This is a genomic window from Microbacterium sp. MMO-35 (genome assembly GCF_037147555.1).
Taxonomy (GTDB): Bacteria; Actinomycetota; Actinomycetes; order Actinomycetales; family Microbacteriaceae; genus Microbacterium.
The window spans coordinates 25,189-41,135 of sequence record NZ_JBBCVH010000002.1 but is presented as its reverse complement, the minus strand read 5'-3'; the positions used below and the strand labels follow the sequence as shown (position 1 = coordinate 41,135).

At 70.6% G+C, this 15,947-nt stretch carries 14 protein-coding genes; 6 read left to right on the top strand and 8 right to left on the bottom strand.

Annotation, left to right across the window (positions count from 1 at the left end; translation table 11 throughout):
* Positions 1–7: 7 nt before the first annotated feature.
* The 6 genes from WFJ01_RS03475 to WFJ01_RS03450 all read right to left on the bottom strand — a co-directional run bounded on the left by WFJ01_RS03475 (position 8) and on the right by WFJ01_RS03450 (position 6,419).
* Positions 8–1,372, bottom strand: coding sequence for a sensor histidine kinase (locus WFJ01_RS03475; RefSeq protein ID WP_336628222.1), 1,365 nt, complete (start codon positions 1,370–1,372; stop codon positions 8–10).
* Between the two features lie 107 nt (positions 1,373–1,479).
* Positions 1,480–2,976 carry an amidohydrolase gene (locus tag WFJ01_RS03470; RefSeq protein WP_336628221.1) on the bottom strand — a complete coding sequence of 499 codons (1,497 nt, stop codon included), beginning with the start codon at positions 2,974–2,976 and terminating at the stop codon, positions 1,480–1,482.
* Positions 2,973–3,644 carry an FMN-binding negative transcriptional regulator gene (locus WFJ01_RS03465; protein ID WP_336628220.1) on the bottom strand — a complete coding sequence of 224 codons (672 nt, stop codon included), beginning with the start codon at positions 3,642–3,644 and terminating at the stop codon, positions 2,973–2,975. The genes WFJ01_RS03470 and WFJ01_RS03465 overlap by 4 nt, the downstream gene beginning before the upstream one ends.
* A gap of 47 nt (positions 3,645–3,691) precedes the next feature.
* Complete coding sequence (locus tag WFJ01_RS03460; RefSeq protein ID WP_336628219.1) at positions 3,692–4,693, bottom strand: Fpg/Nei family DNA glycosylase; 1,002 nt, start codon at positions 4,691–4,693, stop codon at positions 3,692–3,694.
* Complete coding sequence (locus WFJ01_RS03455; protein WP_251439459.1) at positions 4,693–5,178, bottom strand: ribose-5-phosphate isomerase; 486 nt, start codon at positions 5,176–5,178, stop codon at positions 4,693–4,695. The genes WFJ01_RS03460 and WFJ01_RS03455 overlap by 1 nt, the downstream gene beginning before the upstream one ends.
* A gap of 65 nt (positions 5,179–5,243) precedes the next feature.
* Positions 5,244–6,419 carry a ferrochelatase gene (locus WFJ01_RS03450; protein ID WP_336628218.1) on the bottom strand — a complete coding sequence of 392 codons (1,176 nt, stop codon included), beginning with the start codon at positions 6,417–6,419 and terminating at the stop codon, positions 5,244–5,246.
* Positions 6,420–6,612: 193 nt separating this feature from the next.
* On the opposite strand from WFJ01_RS03450, the gene pepN reads away from it, so the two are divergent.
* The 5 genes from pepN to WFJ01_RS03425 all read left to right on the top strand — a co-directional run bounded on the left by pepN (position 6,613) and on the right by WFJ01_RS03425 (position 13,127).
* Complete coding sequence (gene pepN, locus WFJ01_RS03445; protein ID WP_336628217.1) at positions 6,613–9,225, top strand: aminopeptidase N; 2,613 nt, start codon at positions 6,613–6,615, stop codon at positions 9,223–9,225.
* Positions 9,226–9,363: 138 nt separating this feature from the next.
* Entirely contained in the window at positions 9,364–10,581 is a 1,218-nt protein-coding gene (locus tag WFJ01_RS03440) for a mechanosensitive ion channel family protein (protein WP_336628216.1), read from the top strand.
* Positions 10,578–11,003, top strand: a complete 426-nt coding sequence (locus WFJ01_RS03435; RefSeq protein ID WP_251439453.1) for a globin — start codon at positions 10,578–10,580, stop codon at positions 11,001–11,003. The genes WFJ01_RS03440 and WFJ01_RS03435 overlap by 4 nt, the downstream gene beginning before the upstream one ends.
* Positions 11,004–11,040: 37 nt before the next feature.
* On the top strand, positions 11,041–12,711 hold the full coding sequence (locus WFJ01_RS03430) for an FAD-binding dehydrogenase (RefSeq protein WP_336628215.1): 1,671 nt from the start codon (positions 11,041–11,043) through the stop codon (positions 12,709–12,711).
* 128 nt (positions 12,712–12,839) lie between these two features.
* On the top strand, positions 12,840–13,127 hold the full coding sequence (locus tag WFJ01_RS03425) for a helix-turn-helix transcriptional regulator (RefSeq protein WP_336628214.1): 288 nt from the start codon (positions 12,840–12,842) through the stop codon (positions 13,125–13,127).
* A gap of 328 nt (positions 13,128–13,455) precedes the next feature.
* On the opposite strand, the gene WFJ01_RS03420 is transcribed toward WFJ01_RS03425, so the two are convergent.
* Both WFJ01_RS03420 and WFJ01_RS03415 read right to left on the bottom strand, forming a co-directional pair.
* Entirely contained in the window at positions 13,456–14,271 is an 816-nt protein-coding gene (locus WFJ01_RS03420; RefSeq protein WP_336628213.1) for a DUF2971 domain-containing protein, read from the bottom strand.
* Between the two features lie 59 nt (positions 14,272–14,330).
* The gene (locus WFJ01_RS03415; RefSeq protein ID WP_336628212.1) at positions 14,331–14,987 is read right to left on the bottom strand and encodes a hypothetical protein; all 657 of its coding nucleotides are present in this window, start codon (positions 14,985–14,987) and stop codon (positions 14,331–14,333) included.
* Positions 14,988–15,048: 61 nt separating this feature from the next.
* Between WFJ01_RS03415 and WFJ01_RS03410 the strand changes: the two genes are divergently transcribed.
* Positions 15,049–15,933: an acyl-CoA thioesterase gene (locus tag WFJ01_RS03410; RefSeq protein WP_336628211.1), complete on the top strand. Its 885-nt coding sequence runs from the start codon at positions 15,049–15,051 to the stop codon at positions 15,931–15,933.
* Positions 15,934–15,947 lie beyond the last annotated feature (14 nt).

Genomic DNA, 15,947 nt, shown 5'->3' with positions numbered 1-15,947 from the left:
GCTCCCGCTACGCCGAGACCGGAACCTCGACCGTCACGATCGTGGGTCCTCCGACGGGGCTGTCGAGGTGCAGCGTCCCCCGCATGCCCTGCACGCGGCGCGCGAGCCCTTCCAGGCCTCCCCCGCTGCGCGGCTCGGCGCCACCGTGCCCGTCGTCCTGGACCGTCAGGCGCACCTCGTCCCCGTCCCGCATCGCGGCGACCGCCGCGCTCCGGGCGCCGGCGTGCTTCGCCACGTTCGTGAGCAGCTCCGCGACCACGAAGTACAGGTTCCGCGCCGCCTCCGGACTCAGAGCCGGGGCGACGTCCGGGCCGACGGACGCGTGCACCGGGAGCGGGCTCGCCGCCGCCAGGGCCGCGATCGCCTCGGCGAGCCCGCGATCCTGGAGCAGCGGCGGGGCGACCCCGCCGGCCAGAGCCCTCAACTCGTCGAGTGCGGCCTGCGCGTGTCCGCGGGACTCCTGGGCGAGCGCGGCGACCGCCTCGGCGTCCCCGTCGGCCGCGCGGCGCTCGAGGGCCGCGAGATCCATCTGCAGGCGCACCAGGCGCTGCTGCGGACCGTCGTGCAGATCGCGCTCCAGCCGGCGCAGACCCTCATCCTCGGCGCGCGCCGCCGCGCCGAGCGAGGCGTCGAGGCCCACGACCTGGGCCGCGAGGTCGTCCGACTCCCAGCGACCCACCAGCGCAGCGGCCACGGAGCCGTGCAGGCGGACCAGCCCGCGCAGCACGAGGGGCAGCGTCGCGAGGAACACCAGCCCGACGACGAGGTAGAGCATCGACGCCCACCGGTGCGGATCCGGGTTCGGATCGATGCCGCCAAAGATGTGCTGCACGGCCCACGGCACCCAGACCTTCTCCGCGCTGCCGTTCTCCGTGAACGGCGACCAGAACCAGTACGTCGGCCCGCCGAGGGCGAGCACGATCCAGATCATCGCGAACGCGAATCCGACGATCGCGACGATCGGGCGCACGAGCAGCGCCGACAGCAGCGCCATCCAGTAGTGCGCGTTGCGCAGCGGCTGCGTCAGCCGCGCCCATCGCCCGCCGGCGCGGGTCCCGCGTCGCCAGTCGGGGGCGGCGATCGGCGGGTGGTCGGTCATCCGCAGGAGCGCCCGCTCCGCTTCGGCGAAGCCTCTGGCGACGTAGAGCGAGCCGACCAGGATCGGCACGCCGATGACGAGCACGAGGGAGCCGATGCCGAGCCCGAACACGGACCAGGTCACCCCCATCGCCACGATCGCGAGGGGCAGCGAGAGCACCGCGAGGTACAGCGCATTGCCCGGTGCAGCGGCCCACGCCCGTCCGTAGCCTCGGCGGGGCGCGGCCGGTGGTGCGGTCGGGTGGGCGTCGAGCCGTCGGGTGACGGTGGTCATCGTGTTCTCCTGAGTCCGTGAGGGAAGGGCGCCGATCGGGCCCACCTCAACGATGCCGTTCTCCGATCCCGCCGGCCAGGGTGCGCACCGCCGGATCTGTCCGGGGGCTATCCCCCGTGCGTCACCCATCCGCCGACGACGGTCGCCGACACGGGCATCGAGCGCAGCGTCCGCGCGTCCGCCGTGGAGGGATCGGCGCCGAGCAGCACGAGATCGGCGTCGGCACCCGGCTGCACCGCCGCCCCCGTTCCGGTCCCGCGATGCGCGCTCGCCGCGAGGGCGGTCTTGACGTCGATGCGCTCCTCGGGGTGCCACGCGGCCCGCTCGTCGTCGGTGCGGAACACCGCCGCGGCGATCGCCTGCCACGGGTCCAGCGGCGCCACCGGGGCATCGGAGCCGAACCGCAGGCTCGCACCCGCGCGATCCAGTGATGCCAGCGGATACGGGATCGCCGTCTGCGCCGACCACAGCACGTCGGCGGCGTCCCGGTCGTCCAGCGCGTGCTGCGGTTGCACGCTCGCGGCGACGCCCAGGCGTGCGAACCGCGCGAGGTCGCCGTGCCGGACGAGCTGAGCGTGCTCGATCGTCCCCTGCGCGCCGGTCGCGGCGAAGGCGTCGAGCGCGGCCGTGACCGCGACGTCCCCGATCGCGTGCAGCGCGATCTCGAGGCCGGATCCGGTCGCGCGCATCAGCAGGTCGTGGAGCTCGGCGGGCGGCACGGTGAGCACCCCGTGGTTGTGCGGATCGTCGGCGTAGCCGTGACTGCACGCCGCGGTGCGGGTGCCGAGGGAACCGTCCGAGATGATCTTCAGGGGGCCGACCTGGACCAGTCCGCACGGGTCTTCGGCCAGGGCGTCCCCGGTGCTCAGCCCCTCGGCGATCGCACGATCGAGGTCATGCGGATAGACCGCGAACTCGACGCGATGCGTGTCGAAGCCCCGGGCGACGCGCCGGGCCCACGCCTCGGCGTTCCAGGCCATGTCGAAATCGACGATCCCCACGATTCCGCGCGCGGCGGCACGCCGCGCCGCCGCGGCCACGGCGGCGTCCGCGACGGCGGGGTCCGCGGCGTTCAGCCGACGGGAGATCTCGAAGGCGTCCTCCTCGCGCAGGATGCCGTCGAGGGGCGCCGCGAAGCCCTCGCGCCGGAACGCCGCGGAGTTGAGCCAGACGCTGTGCACATCGGCGTTGATGAGGTAGGTGGGGACGTCGCCGCTGCCCTCGTCGAGCAGCGCGAGGCTCGGGCGGTCGGTCCAGCGCACATCCCGGAATCCCGAGCCGACTCGGCGTCCGTCCGGCAGCAGCGGAGCACGCGCCATGGCCGCGGCGGCCTCGACGGCGCTGGTCGTCGCCGACAGGTCTTCACGCTGCGCCGCGAGCGCCCACTGCACCGTGTGCACATGGTGGTCCCACAGGCCCGGCGCGAGCCAGGCGCCGTCGCCCTCCAGCACCGGCCCGCGCAGCGGGAGCGCCCCGGTCGGCGCCACGTCGGCGATCCTGCCGTCCTCGAGGATCACGTCCACCGGCCCGTCGACCGCCAGCAGTCGCCGTCCGGCGCCGGTGATGCGCACACCGCGGATCGCGGCGATGCTGCCTCCGCTCATCGCTCCGCCGCCGGTGCTGCCGTCGCCGCATCGCGTGCGGCGAGCCGCGCGTCGTGCGCCCGGCGCATCTCGGCCGCGAGGCGCGGCTCGGCGTATTCGCCGTCTCCGGAGAGCTCGAGGATCACGTTCTCGATCACCTCGTCCGGCTTGTTCTGGCTGAGCTTGCGCTTGGCGGTGACGCGGGTCGGCGTCAGCCGGAAGCCGATGGTGCCGGCCTCGAGCCGGCGCAGGAACGCCGCGTCGTTCGGCGGGGCCCACATGCCGCGGGGATCCGCCAGCCGGCTTTCGAAGTGATCGACGAGGTGGTCCAGCACGCGCAGGTTCTCCTCGGCGTCCAGCAGTTCCGGCGTACCCGAGAGGTGCACGGCGACGTAGTTCCACGTCGGCACCGCGGCGACGTCGCCGTACCAGCCGGGCGAGATGTAGCCGTGCGGGCCCTGGAAGACGACCAGGAGCTCCTGGGCTCCCAGCCCGAGGACGATGTCGTCCGGACGTCCGACGTGACCGACGACGGTGAGGTCGTCGCGGTCAGGGTCCAGCAGCACCGCGTAGTGCGACGCCGTCATGCCGTTCTCGTCCCGGCCCACCAGCGTCGCCCAGGGATTCGCCGCGATGATCCGCCGCAACTCGGCGACATCGGTCATGGCGAAGCTCGGGTTCTGACGCATGGGACCAGCCTAGGGTCGCCCGCGCTCCGACGGCCCCGGCGACGTCGTCACGCCTGGCAGCGGGGGCACCAGTACAGCTTGCGGGCGCCGATCTCCTCGAGCACGATGTCCGTGCCGCACACCCGGCACGGCAGGCCGGTGCGGTGGTACACCCAGTGCCTGTCGTCCCGGTGCGCCATCGCGGCCCGGTACTGATCGGGCGTGAGGTCGTCCATGGTCATCATCTGGCCGGTCTCGACGCCGATCGTGAGCAGGCGCACCCAGTCGCGCCAGAGCGCGCGAACGGTCTCCTCCGGAACGTCCCGCCCCAGGGTGTGCGGGTTGAGCCGTGCCCGGAAGAGCAGCTCGGCGCGGTACACGTTCCCGATCCCGCTGACGACGGCCTGGTCCATGAGCAGGAGCGCGATCGGCACGCCCCGGCGCCGCACCGCGGCCACGAAGCGCTCCTCGCCCTCGTCCACATCGCCCACGAGCGGATCCGGTCCGAGCTTCGCGACCGTCGCGAGCATCTCGTCGGGGGTCTGCAGGACGCAGGCCGTCGGCCCGCGCAGATCCGCGCAGGTCGAATCCGTCAGAAGGCGCAACCGCACCTGCCCGACGACGGGCGGCGGCCACTCCGCGCCCTCGTCCGACAGCCCCTTCGTGGCTTCGGACATGCGCACGTGCACCCGGGTCTTCCGCGGAGCGCCGATGGACGCCAGGGAGTTCTCGCCGTCCTCGTCCAGGATCGGCGTCTCGTCGAGATCGGTGCCGCGCTGGTTCGTCTGCCCCATGCGCCCGTTCGCCGAGGCGATGGTCGGATCCACGAGGATCTCTCCGGAGAAGTCCCAGGCGCCGTAGAGCCCGAGGTGCACGCGCAGCCAGAGATCGCCCTCGGTCTCGAGGAACATCTGCTTGCCGACCGCCTGCACGCTCTCCACCACGCGACCGTCGAGCAGCGCCGCCCCCTCCGCGAATCGTCCCTGCGGACTCGACGCGGACACGGCCTTGCCGACGAAGTTGCGGGCGAACTGCCGCGCGATCCGGTGGACGGAATGGCCCTCGGGCATCAGGCGCGCGGATCCGGGAGCAGCGAGCCGTCGCGCTCGAAGTCGGCGATCTGAGCGATCCGGCGCACGTGGCGCTCCTCGCCCGAGAACGGCGTGGCGATGAAGCGGTCGATGAATCCGGCCACCTCCTCGAAGGTGTGCTGGCGCGCCCCGATCGCGATGACGTTGGCGTCGTTGTGCTCCCGGGCGAGCTCGGCGGTCGCGATGCTCCACACCAGGGCGGCGCGGATCCCCTCGACCTTGTTGGCCGCGATCTGCTCGCCGTTGCCCGATCCGCCGAAGACGACGCCGAGCGCATCGACGCCGGCGCGCTGGTCGGCGATGGTCGCCTGAGCCGCGCGGATGCAGAACGCCGGGTAGTCGTCCAGGGCGTCGTACTCGACGGGGCCGTGATCCACGACCTCGTGCCCGGCCTCGGCGAGGTGATGCTGCAGCTGGGTGGAGAACTCGAGGCCGGCGTGATCGGTGGCGATGTGGATGCGCATGCCCCAATCCTACGGAGCGCCGTCTGCGCAGCGGGGCGGCGTGACGGCGCTCCCCCGCGGGCGGTTCAGGGCGCGATGCCGGCGGCGGCCGGCTTGAACCCTGCGCGGATGTTCTCGCAGCAGCCGGGGCGGCACACGTCGAACGCCGGACCGAGCGCGGTGACGTGCGCGCGGTCCGCGACCGGGCGGCCCTCGAGACGCTCCAGGACGAGGTCCACGATCCCCGCGACGAAGGAGTCCGAGACTCCGGGCGTCGGCGTGCGCATGAAAGCGAGCCCTGCCTCGGCGGCCGCGTCCTTCGCCTCGGTGTCGAGATCCCAGAGCACCTCCATGTGGTCGCTCACGAAGCCCAGCGGCACCACGGCGACCGCGGTGCGCCCGCGCGCGGGCAGTTCTTCGATGACGTCGCAGATGTCGGGCTCGAGCCACGGCTGCGAGGCGGGGCCCGAACGCGACTGATACACGAGCTCCCACGGCACGTCGGCGGCGGACGGCACGAGTTCGGCGACACGGCTCATGACCCAGGCTGCAACGGCCTCGTGCTGCGCGGCGTAGGCGCCGCCCGCGCCCCAGTCCACATCGCGAGGGCCGGAGCGCAGCGCGTCGTCCGTCGGCACGCTGTGGGTGGTGAACAGGACCTGGATCGCGGCCGGGTCCGCACCGTCGGCGGTGAACGACTCGATGGCGTCCCGCACGCCCTCCACGAAGGACGTGACGAACCCGGGGTGGTCGTAGAACGGGCGGATCTTGTCGATCGTCACGGTCTCGCCGAGACCGGTCTCCTCGAGCACCCGGGCGAAGTCCTCGCGGTACTGACGGCAGCTGGAGAACGAGCTGTAGGCGCTCGTCGCGAAGGCCAGCAGCGTCGTGTCGCCGTTGCCGGACGCCTCGCTCACCGCGTCGGAGAGGTAGGGCGCCCAGTTGCGGTTGCCCCAGTACACCGGCAGGTCGATGCCGCGGCGTGCGAGCTCCGCCTCCAGCGCGGCCTTGAGGGCGCGGTTCTGCGCGTTGATCGGGCTCACCCCGCCGAAGTGCCGGTAGTGGTGCGCGACCTCCTCCAGGCGCTCATCCGGGATCCCTCGGCCGCGGGTGACGTTGCGCAGGAACGGGATCACGTCGTCCTGCCCCTCGGGTCCGCCGAATCCTGCGAGCAGGATCCCGTCGTAGGCGACGGGGGTCTCGACGAACTCGGGCCCGCTCGCGGCAGGCGCGGAGGCGAAGGGGACGGTTGCTGCGGTCACGTTTCGAGCACTCACCCTCCCATCTTCTCCTGAAGTTCCTTTGCCGCCGCCGAGCGCCCTCACCGCGACTCCTTTCGCCGCGGTTACCCGGGAAACCGTGCGAGACGCGCTCTGGCGTAGGCTGGGAGGGTTGCCGCCGGCGCCAGCAGCGCGGATCTTGCGGCCGAAACCCTCACCCCTGGGAGTCTGAGCAGTGCCTGGAGAGAACCTCACCCGCATCGAGGCGCAGGAGCGCCGCGCGATCGTCGACACCGAGTCCTACGAGATCGCGCTCGACCTGACCAAGGGTGCGGAGGTGTTCGGATCCCGCAGCGTGGTGCGCTTCACCGCGACCGAGGGGTCCTCGACCTTCATCGACCTGATCGCGCGCGAGGTGCGCGAGATCACCCTGAACGGGGAGCAGATCGATCCGACGGGCGCCTTCGCCGATTCCCGGATCGCCCTGGACGGCCTCGCGGCCGAGAACCTGCTCGTGGTCGACGCAGACTGCGAGTACACGAACACCGGCGAGGGCCTGCACCGCTTCGTGGATCCCGTCGACGGCGAGGTCTACCTGTACTCGCAGTTCGAGGTGCCCGACTCCCGTCGCGTCTTCGCCGTGTTCGAGCAGCCCGACCTCAAGGCGACGTTCCAGTTCACGATCACCGCACCCGCCGCGTGGAAGGTCGTCTCGAACTCCCCCACCCCCGAGCCGATCCACCACGACGCGTCCAACGGAACCGGATCCGAGCAGGCCGGCGCGGTCGCCACCTGGGGCTTCGAGCCCACGCCGCGGATCTCCTCGTACATCACGGCGATCATCGCCGGCCCCTACGAGGCGACGTTCTCCGAGCTGACCAGCGCCTCCGGCGCCGTGATCCCGCTCGGCGTCTACGGGCGCAAGAGCCTGTGGGAGCACCTCGACGCGGACTACATCTTCGACAAGACCCGTGAGGGCTTCGCCTACTACGAGGAGAAGTTCGGCGTCCCGTACCCCTTCGCGAAGTACGACCAGCTCTTCGTGCCGGAGTTCAACGCCGGCGCCATGGAGAACGCGGGCGCGGTGACCTTCACCGAGACCTACGTGTTCCGCAGCAAGGTGACCGACGCCGTCAAGGAGCGCCGCGTCGTCACGATCCTGCACGAGCTCGCCCACATGTGGTTCGGCGACCTCGTCACCATGAAGTGGTGGAACGACCTGTGGCTGAACGAGTCGTTCGCCGAGTGGGCGTCGACCATCGCCACGGCCGAGGCCACCGAGTGGACCGAGGCCTGGACGACCTTCAACGCGATGGAGAAGACCTGGGCCTACCGCCAGGATCAGCTCCCCTCCACGCACCCCGTCGTCGCCGAGATCAACGACCTCGACGACGTGCAGGTGAACTTCGACGGCATCACCTACGCCAAGGGCGGATCCGTCCTCAAGCAGCTCGCCGCCTGGGTGGGCATCGAGGCGTTCTTCGCCGGTGTCTCCGAGTACTTCAAGAAGCACTCGTGGCAGAACACCGAGCTCAGCGACCTGCTCGTCGAGCTGGAGAAGACCAGCGGCCGCGACCTCACGGTGTGGTCGAAGAAGTGGCTGGAGACCGCCGGCGTCAACACGCTCGCGCCGGTCATCGCCGAGGCCGGAGACGGGTCCATCTCCCGCTTCGCCGTCACCCAGACCGCCCCTGCCGACTATCCGACGATCCGCCCGCACCGCCTGGGCATCGGCTTCTACAACCTCGACGCCTCGGGAGCCCTCGTGCGCACCCACCACGTGGAGGTGGACGTCGACGGCGACCGCACCGAGATCCCCGAGCTGCAGGGCCTGAAGCGTCCCGACCTGGTGCTGCTCAACGACGAGGACCTCGCCTACGCGAAGATCCGCCTCGACGAGCGCTCTCTGGCGACCGCCGTCGCGCACCTCGCCGACATCAGCGACCCGCTGGCCCGCTCGCTCGTGTGGGGCGCGGCCTGGGACCAGACCCGCGACGCCGAGAGCGCGGCGAGCGACTACATCGACCTCGTGCTCGGCAACATCGGCCGCGAGACCGAGTCGACCACGGTGCGCACCACCCTCGGCCAGCTGCAGACCGCCGCCGCGCTGTACGTCACGCCGGAGCACCGCGACGCCGCCCGCACGCGCGTCGCGGACGGCCTGTGGGCGCTCGCCCAGGGCGCCGAGGCCGGCTCGGACAGCCAGCTGCAGTTCGTCACGGCCTTCGCGAACTCGCTCACCACGGCCGAGCACGCCGACGTCGTCCGTCGCCTGCGCGACGGCGCGCTGACGCTCGACGGGCTCACGATCGACACCGACCTCTCCTGGCAGCTGCTCGTCGGCCTCGCCACGGTGGGGGCCGTCGACGGCGCCGCGATCGACGCGGCGCTGGAGAGCGACAACACCGCCAAGGGCGGGGAGTTCGCTGCCCAGGCCCGCGCGGCGCTGCCCACGCCCGAGGACAAGCAGGCCGCCTGGGCGTCCCTCGTCGACCACGACGACCTGTCCAACACGATCGTCCGCTCCGCGGCGCTCGGCTTCACGCACCCGGCCGGGGTCGCGCTGCTCGAGCCGTTCGTTCCGCAGTACTTCGACGCCCTGCTCCCGATCTGGGAGGGCCGCACGTTCCAGGTCGCCAACTACCTGATCGTCGGCCTGTACCCGAAGGCGCTCGCGAACGTCGCCCTGCGCGACGCGACCCGCGCCTGGCTCTCCGCCCACCAGGACGCCGCTCCTGCGCTGCGTCGCCTCGTGTTCGAGAACCTCGCCGATGTCGAGCGCGCCCTGGCCGCCCAGGCTCGCGATGCGGAGGCCGCCGAGGCCGTGACGGCCGACGCACAGGCCTGACGCACCGCCTCGAAGGGCCGGAGGGAGTTCGCTCTCCCCCGGCCCTTCGTCGTCTCCGGGCCACCCGGAGCCCGGATCACCGGGAAGCGCCGTCGCCGTTCAGAACCCGCCAAGGGCGCGGTCATAGGATCGGGAGCGATGAACATCGTCCCCGTGGATCTGCCCTCCGACATCGCGAAATGGTGGGAGGGATTGCCTAGTGCGCTCCTTGCCATCGGCGGTAAAGCGCTGCAGGCGGCTCTCGTCATCGTCGTCTGCGCAGCCCTCGCCTACGGTCTGCGGTTCGCCATCCGTCGCGTCGTGCGCCGCATCGTCGCCGGAGCCAAGTCCAAGGCCGAGGTCACCGATACGAGGGCGCTCGAGCGTTCCCCGCTCGCCGACATGCGGCTGGTGCAGCGCACGAGAACGCTCGGCACGATCCTGCAGAACATCGTCAACGTCATCCTCGTGGTGGTGGCGATCGTCCTGATCGTGAACATCATCGACAATTCGCTGCTGGGATCCCTCACCCTGCTCACGGCCGCGGTCGGCGCGGGTCTCGGCTTCGGGGCCCAGAACATCGTCAAGGACGTGCTGAACGGCATGTTCCTCGTCGCCGAGGACCAGGTCGGCATCGGCGACGTCGTGGATCTGGGCCTCGCCTCCGGCGTCGTGGAGTACGTGAGCGTGCGCATCACGCAGGTGCGCGACGCGAACGGCACGCTCTGGTACGTGCGCAACGGCGAGATCACCCGGATCGGCAACATGTCCCAGGGCTGGGCGCGCGCGATCATCGACCTCGGGGTGCCGGCCGATGCGGACGTCCCCGCCGTCGAGGACGCGCTGCTCACCACCGCGCAGGGGCTCGCGAAGGACCCGAAGTGGCGCACCCGCATCATCGAGAAGCCCGAGATCTGGGGACTCGAGTCGATCGACGGCGACGCGCTCGTCATCAGGGTCGTCATGAAGACGCGCACGAACGCGATGGACGACGTCGCCCAGGAGCTGCGGATGCGCCTGCGCGACACCGTGCTCGGAATGGACCTGACCGTGCCGAGCATGGCGACCGTCCAGCTCGCCGGCCCCGAAGGCGCGCGGCGGGTCCACGGGGCGAACCCGCCGCGCACCCGCCCCAACCCGGTGGCGACGCCGTCGGTGCCCGAGCGCGGATTCTGGCGCAAGAAGAAGACCGCCGGGGAGAAGCCGGCCACGGTCACCCCGCCGCCGCGCACCAAGCCGGCACCCGCGGGCTCCTCTGCGCCGAAGAAGACGGAGAAGCCAAAGACTCCGCCCTCCGCGCCGCAGAGCCTTCCCCTGCCTCCGCTTCCCGATCCGCAGAGCCCGCAGGATCCCCAGAACCCGGGAGACGAACGATGACCGAGCCGGTGTCCTTCTACGACGAGATCGGCGGCCACGCGACGTTCCAGCGCCTCGTCGAGGTGTTCTATCGCGAGGTGGCGCTCGATCCGGTACTGAAGCCGATGTACCCGGAGGAGGATCTCGGTCCTGCCGCAGACCGTCTCCGGATGTTCCTGGAGCAGTACTGGGGCGGCCCCACGACCTACGGCGAGCAGCGCGGTCACCCGAGGCTGCGGATGCGGCACATGCCGTTCCACGTCGATCCCGACGCCCGCGACCGCTGGCTGCGATGCATGCGCGCGGCGGTGGACGACGCCCGGCTCCCGCCGATCCAGGAGGCGACGCTGTGGGACTACCTCGAACGCGCCGCGCATGCCATGGTGAACACGTTCGAACCGTCCGGGATCGGCCCGGACGCCGGAGGCCGGCCGACGCTCTAGCGCCGTCCGCCTCACCTGAGAGATCGACGGAGACCTCATGACGGCGAAGACCAGCATCCACTCCACCGACGTCCTGATCATCGGCTGGGGACTGTCCGGGCTCGTCGCGGCGGCCGAGGCCACCGCGGCGGGCCGACGCGTGATCGTCGTGGATCAGGAGCCGCGCACGAACCTCGGCGGGCAGGCCTGGTGGTCCTTCGGCGGGCTGTTCCTCGTGGACTCCCCCGAGCAGCGCCGCATGGGGATCACGGACTCCTACGAGCTGGCGCGGCAGGACTGGTTCGGCAATGCCGGCTTCGACCGGCCGGAGGATGCCTGGCCGCGGCGCTGGGCGGAGGCGTACCTGCAGTTCGCGAGCGGCGAGAAGCGCGCCTGGCTCCGCGAGCGCGGGGTGGGCTTCTTCCCGGTCGTCGGCTGGGCCGAGCGCGGCGGGTACGGAGCCCTGGGACCCGGCAACTCGGTGCCCCGCTTCCACATCACCTGGGGCACCGGACCGGGCATCGTGGCCCCCTTCCAGGCGGCCCTGGAGCAGGCGGAGCGGACCGGGCATCTGACGGTGCTCCCCCGGCACCGCGTGACCGCGCTCACCATGCAGGACGGCGCGGTGTCCGGAGCGCAGGGCGAGATCCTCGGTTCCTCCGCCGCGGGGCGTGGCGAGCCGAGCGCGCGCGACGCGGTCGGCATGTTCGAGATCACCGCGGCGGCCACGATCGTGACGTCGGGCGGCATCGGCGGCAACCACGACCTGGTGCGCGCCGCATGGCCGGCCCGCCTCGGCACACCGCCGGCCGACATGCTGACCGGGGTGCCCGCCTATGTCGACGGCTCCATGCAGACGGTGTCCGCGGCGGCGGGCGCTCGTCTCATCAACGGCGACCGGATGTGGCACTACGTGGAGGGGATCCGCAACTGGGATCCGGTGTGGCCCGGCCACGGCATCCGCATCCTGCCCGGCCCCTCGTCGCTGTGGCTCGATGCGACCGGACGTCGCCTGCCCGTCCCGCTCTATCCCGGCTTCGACACCCTCGGCACGCTCGCCCACCTGCGCGGCACCGGTCACGACCACTCCTGGTTCGTCACGACCCGGCAGATCGTCGAGAAGGAGTTCGCGCTGTCCGGCAGCGAGCAGAACCCGGACCTCACCGGCAAGGACGTGCCGCTGCTCGTGCGCTCGCGGCTCGCGAAAGGACCGACCGACCCGGTACAGGCGTTCCTCGACCGGGGCGAGGACTTCGTCGTCGAGACGGATCTCGACCGCCTCGTCGCACGCATGCAGGAGCTCCCCGGCGGCGAGGCCCTGGATCCGGAGCGCGTGCGGGAGGAGGTCGTGGCGCGCGATCGCGAGATCGGCAACGACTTCACGAAGGACGCGCAGATCGCGATGCTGCGTTCCGCCCGGGCCTATCGGGGCGACCGCTTGATCCGCACCGCGAGTCCGCACCGGCTGCAGGATCCGTCTGCCGGACCTCTCATCGCGGTCCGGCTCCGCGTGATCACCCGCAAGTCACTCGGCGGCATCGAGACGGACCTGGAGGCGCGTGCGCTGGATGCCGAGGGCACCGTGATCCCCGGGCTGTTCGCCGCAGGCGAGGCGAGCGGCTTCGGAGGAGGCGGAGTGCACGGGTATCGCGCGCTGGAGGGGACGTTCCTCGGCGGCTGCCTGTTCTCCGGCCGCGCCGCGGGACGCGCGGCGGCACAGGCCGTCTGACCGCCCCGGGAGCCGTCCCGGGAACCGCCGCCGTGCGGACGGGCGGTCACCATCCCGATACAGAGAGTTGTACTGAAAGTACAGTTCTCTGTGCTGACTCGATGCGCCCGCACCGATCGACTTGAGATGTGCCCTTCACGCCGCCCGAGCCCGATCTGGATCAGCTCCGCGTGGCGTTCAACAAGGCGCGTCACGCGTCGAGCCTCACCTTCGATCAGCTCGCAGAGCGCTCGGGCGTCAGCAGGCAGACGCTGATCAACCTCTCGCAGGGACGGCACTACGGCGACCTAAAGACGTGGCTCAAGCTCGCCGCGGCGTTCGGGATGCCGCTCGATGACCTCGTGGCCGTCGTGTGGGAGCGCGAGAGATCCCACGGATCGGCGCGTGCGGACCCCGCCCGGCGCGCACGCGGCTGAGTCGGATCCGCCTCGGGCGGACTCAGCCTGCGGAGCCCGTCGCCCGCACGGCCGTCAGCCCCACCGCGGCGGGACCCCGGCTCAGCACATGCCCGCGGGAGAACGCGAGCCGCGTCCACCGGCCGGAGGTCGTCACCGGCACCTGTTCGGCGCCGGAGCGGTGTGCTGAGTGAGCATCGCGACACGACGCAATGAAGCCGAAAGCGTGCGCGGAGAACGCGATACCGCTGTGCGAGCCAAGCAGAGCCTCGTCGGGTTCGCCCGAGATCGCGACTCGCTATGCCCGATCCAAATGAAGGACTAGCCTACGGACGCATAAGTCAATATGTTAACGAAACGGAATAGCGGATCTCACAACTTCAATACCCTTGCCCACACTATTTGCTAAATCGTACGCCGCTCGCAAATTGCGATCGTCAGCGCTCGGACCCACAATTATCCGACGAATTGCGTTGATATCAAAAGGTCTCTCGACATAGGATACAAGACCCGAATCTGTCGCTCGCAAATCCCCACCTCCTCGCCCCCAGTAACGATGGATCAACCTGTGCTCACGCTCCTCGCGAAATCCTGGGTGTTTGATTCTTGCGATGATGGGAACAATCTGTTCTGCTTGAGTGTAGGCGTGCGCGCCTGGGTGGCCAGTCGGCTGAGGAGCGATGCGAGGCATAATGGCTTCTATCAAGCTCTGCGCTTCACTGGGGCCGTATGCAACCTTGACAAGAGGAGATGCACCTCCCTTATCCCGCGCCAATATATCCGGGTCGAATCCGAGCGAAAACCCACCTACACCTTTCGCGTATCCGCGCCATTGACTGAGCAAGTCACCTTCTTCACAAAAACATGCCGCAAAGACGCGAAATCCTGGATCGTCGGGTTTCAGCATTCTGCTGAGTTCGGATATGACGCCACCGATCACACGACTTATGTTACCCTCCGGGCTTTCTTCACCCGGATTTAGCGCTGCCGCGCGCTGCAACGCGGACAATCGCGGTTTAAGCGCCTCGCGCAGTACTTCAATTCCGTAGTCCAGCTCGCGTCGATCATTCATGTAGGTGACATCTGTAAGCCACAATTTCCCTGACTTCGCGATGCCCAGCAACCCCGATGCATCGGTGTAGTGGTATATCAGACCATCTTCCATCAGCTTTCCTTTACGATGATCGACTTCTGAGCCAGTCTCGGTTGTCCGAGCATCTCTGTTCAACCGGTCGCCCGCACGGCCGTCAGCCCCACGGCGGCGGGACCCCGGCTCAGCACATGCCCGCGGGAGAACGCAAGCCGCGTCCACCGGCCGGAGGTCGTCACCGGCACCTGTTCGGCGCCGGAGATGAAGCCGAACGCGTGCGCGGCGAACGCGACCCCCCGGGGCAGGCCGAGGAGATCCTCGTCGGGCTCGCCCCAGATCGCGGCCCGCAGCGAACGAACGGCGTCCTCCCCCGCGCCGGCCGGAGATCCGTGCGCGACCGCCGAGATCCCCCACTGCGCGCGCTGCGCGATGACGTCGGCGCCGAGCGCCCCTGCGGACGCCCATCCGCCGCGCGGCGGCGCGATGCCGGCCCAGGCGGGGCTGAGCCCGGTGTCGGGCAGAGCGAGCGAGCGCGGATCGTCCGTGGCGGTGAGCTCATCGATCACGATGTCGCAGCGCAGCTCCGGGTCGGCGTGCACGATGCGCATCGCGAGGATCGTCGGAGTGGCGTCGAACAGCGTCTGCGGCGCGAGCGCGGCCGCGGTCATCGCCAGGACGCCGCCGTCGGCTTGCAGTCGCACGCCCTCGTCGCCGGCCCGCGCGGCACGGGAGACGAAGGTGAGCGCGTCGCGCGCGGTGTCGGCGTCGGCGAGGATCAGGGGCGTGGGCACGCCCTCTAAACTATCAATCGGCGTGCGGCTCCCCGCCCGCCTTCCCGGCGGAGAGGATCCCATGGATTCGGATGAGGACGCCCGGCGCTCGGTCGACATGCTGCTCGGGATCCTGGATCTCGGCGCCACGGACGCCCGCACCACGGAGGACATCTTCACCGGCGCCTCGCACCCGATGCCGACCGGTCGCATCTACGGCGGCCAGGTGCTCGGACAGTCGATCATCGCCGCCGAGCGGACCATGCCGGACGGGCGCATCCCGCACTCGATGCACGGCTATTTCCTGCGCGCCGGCGACGCCTCGCAGGGGCTCACCTACGCCGTCGACCGGATCCACGACGGCCGCTCCTTCTCGACCAGACGATCGCAGGCCTACCAGAACGGCGTGCCGATCTTCTCGATGATCGCCTCTTTCCAGGACGAGAACCCGGGGATCGAGCACGCCGAGCCGATGCCCGACGGCATCCCCGCCCCGGAGGACCTGCGCCCCGACGAGGAGCTCTCGGACGGGATCCACCCGCTCTCGCAGCGCATGCTGGCGGAGCGTCCGGTCAACATGCGGCACGTCGAGGGACCGCTGTTCCGCGACGCCGGCGCGGAGCACATCGCCCGGCAAGCGGTGTGGATGCGGCTGCGCGCCCCGTTCCCCGACGATCCCGCGCTGCACCGCGCCGCCCTGGCGTACCTCAGCGACATGTCGATCCAGGAGTCCATCCTGCGCGCCCACGGGCTCAGCTGGGCGACTCCGGGGCTCAAGGTCGCGAGCCTCGACCATGCGATGTGGTGGCACCGTCCCGGACGGGTCGACGACTGGCTCCTCTACGTGCAGGATTCGCCCAACGCGCGCGGCGGACGAGGTCTCGCCCGCGGCCGCATCTACACCCGAGACGGCGATCTGGTGGCGAGCGTCGCGCAGGAGATCACGATCCGGGTGCCCGCGTCCTGAGACGCCGCGATCCG

What these genes read in the sequence shown, in the direction of transcription:
- WFJ01_RS03475 (WP_336628222.1), bottom strand. Translation starts at nt 1,372, where the DNA reads ATGACCACCGTCACCCGACGGCTCGACGCCCACCCGACCGCACCACCG.
- WFJ01_RS03470 (WP_336628221.1), bottom strand. Translation starts at nt 2,976, where the DNA reads ATGAGCGGAGGCAGCATCGCCGCGATCCGCGGTGTGCGCATCACCGGC.
- WFJ01_RS03465 (WP_336628220.1), bottom strand. Translation starts at nt 3,644, where the DNA reads ATGCGTCAGAACCCGAGCTTCGCCATGACCGATGTCGCCGAGTTGCGG.
- WFJ01_RS03460 (WP_336628219.1), bottom strand. Translation starts at nt 4,693, where the DNA reads ATGCCCGAGGGCCATTCCGTCCACCGGATCGCGCGGCAGTTCGCCCGC.
- WFJ01_RS03455 (WP_251439459.1), bottom strand. Translation starts at nt 5,178, where the DNA reads ATGCGCATCCACATCGCCACCGATCACGCCGGCCTCGAGTTCTCCACC.
- WFJ01_RS03440 (WP_336628216.1), top strand. Translation starts at nt 9,364, where the DNA reads ATGAACATCGTCCCCGTGGATCTGCCCTCCGACATCGCGAAATGGTGG.
- WFJ01_RS03435 (WP_251439453.1), top strand. Translation starts at nt 10,578, where the DNA reads ATGACCGAGCCGGTGTCCTTCTACGACGAGATCGGCGGCCACGCGACG.
- WFJ01_RS03430 (WP_336628215.1), top strand. Translation starts at nt 11,041, where the DNA reads ATGACGGCGAAGACCAGCATCCACTCCACCGACGTCCTGATCATCGGC.
- WFJ01_RS03420 (WP_336628213.1), bottom strand. Translation starts at nt 14,271, where the DNA reads ATGGAAGATGGTCTGATATACCACTACACCGATGCATCGGGGTTGCTG.
- WFJ01_RS03410 (WP_336628211.1), top strand. Translation starts at nt 15,049, where the DNA reads ATGGATTCGGATGAGGACGCCCGGCGCTCGGTCGACATGCTGCTCGGG.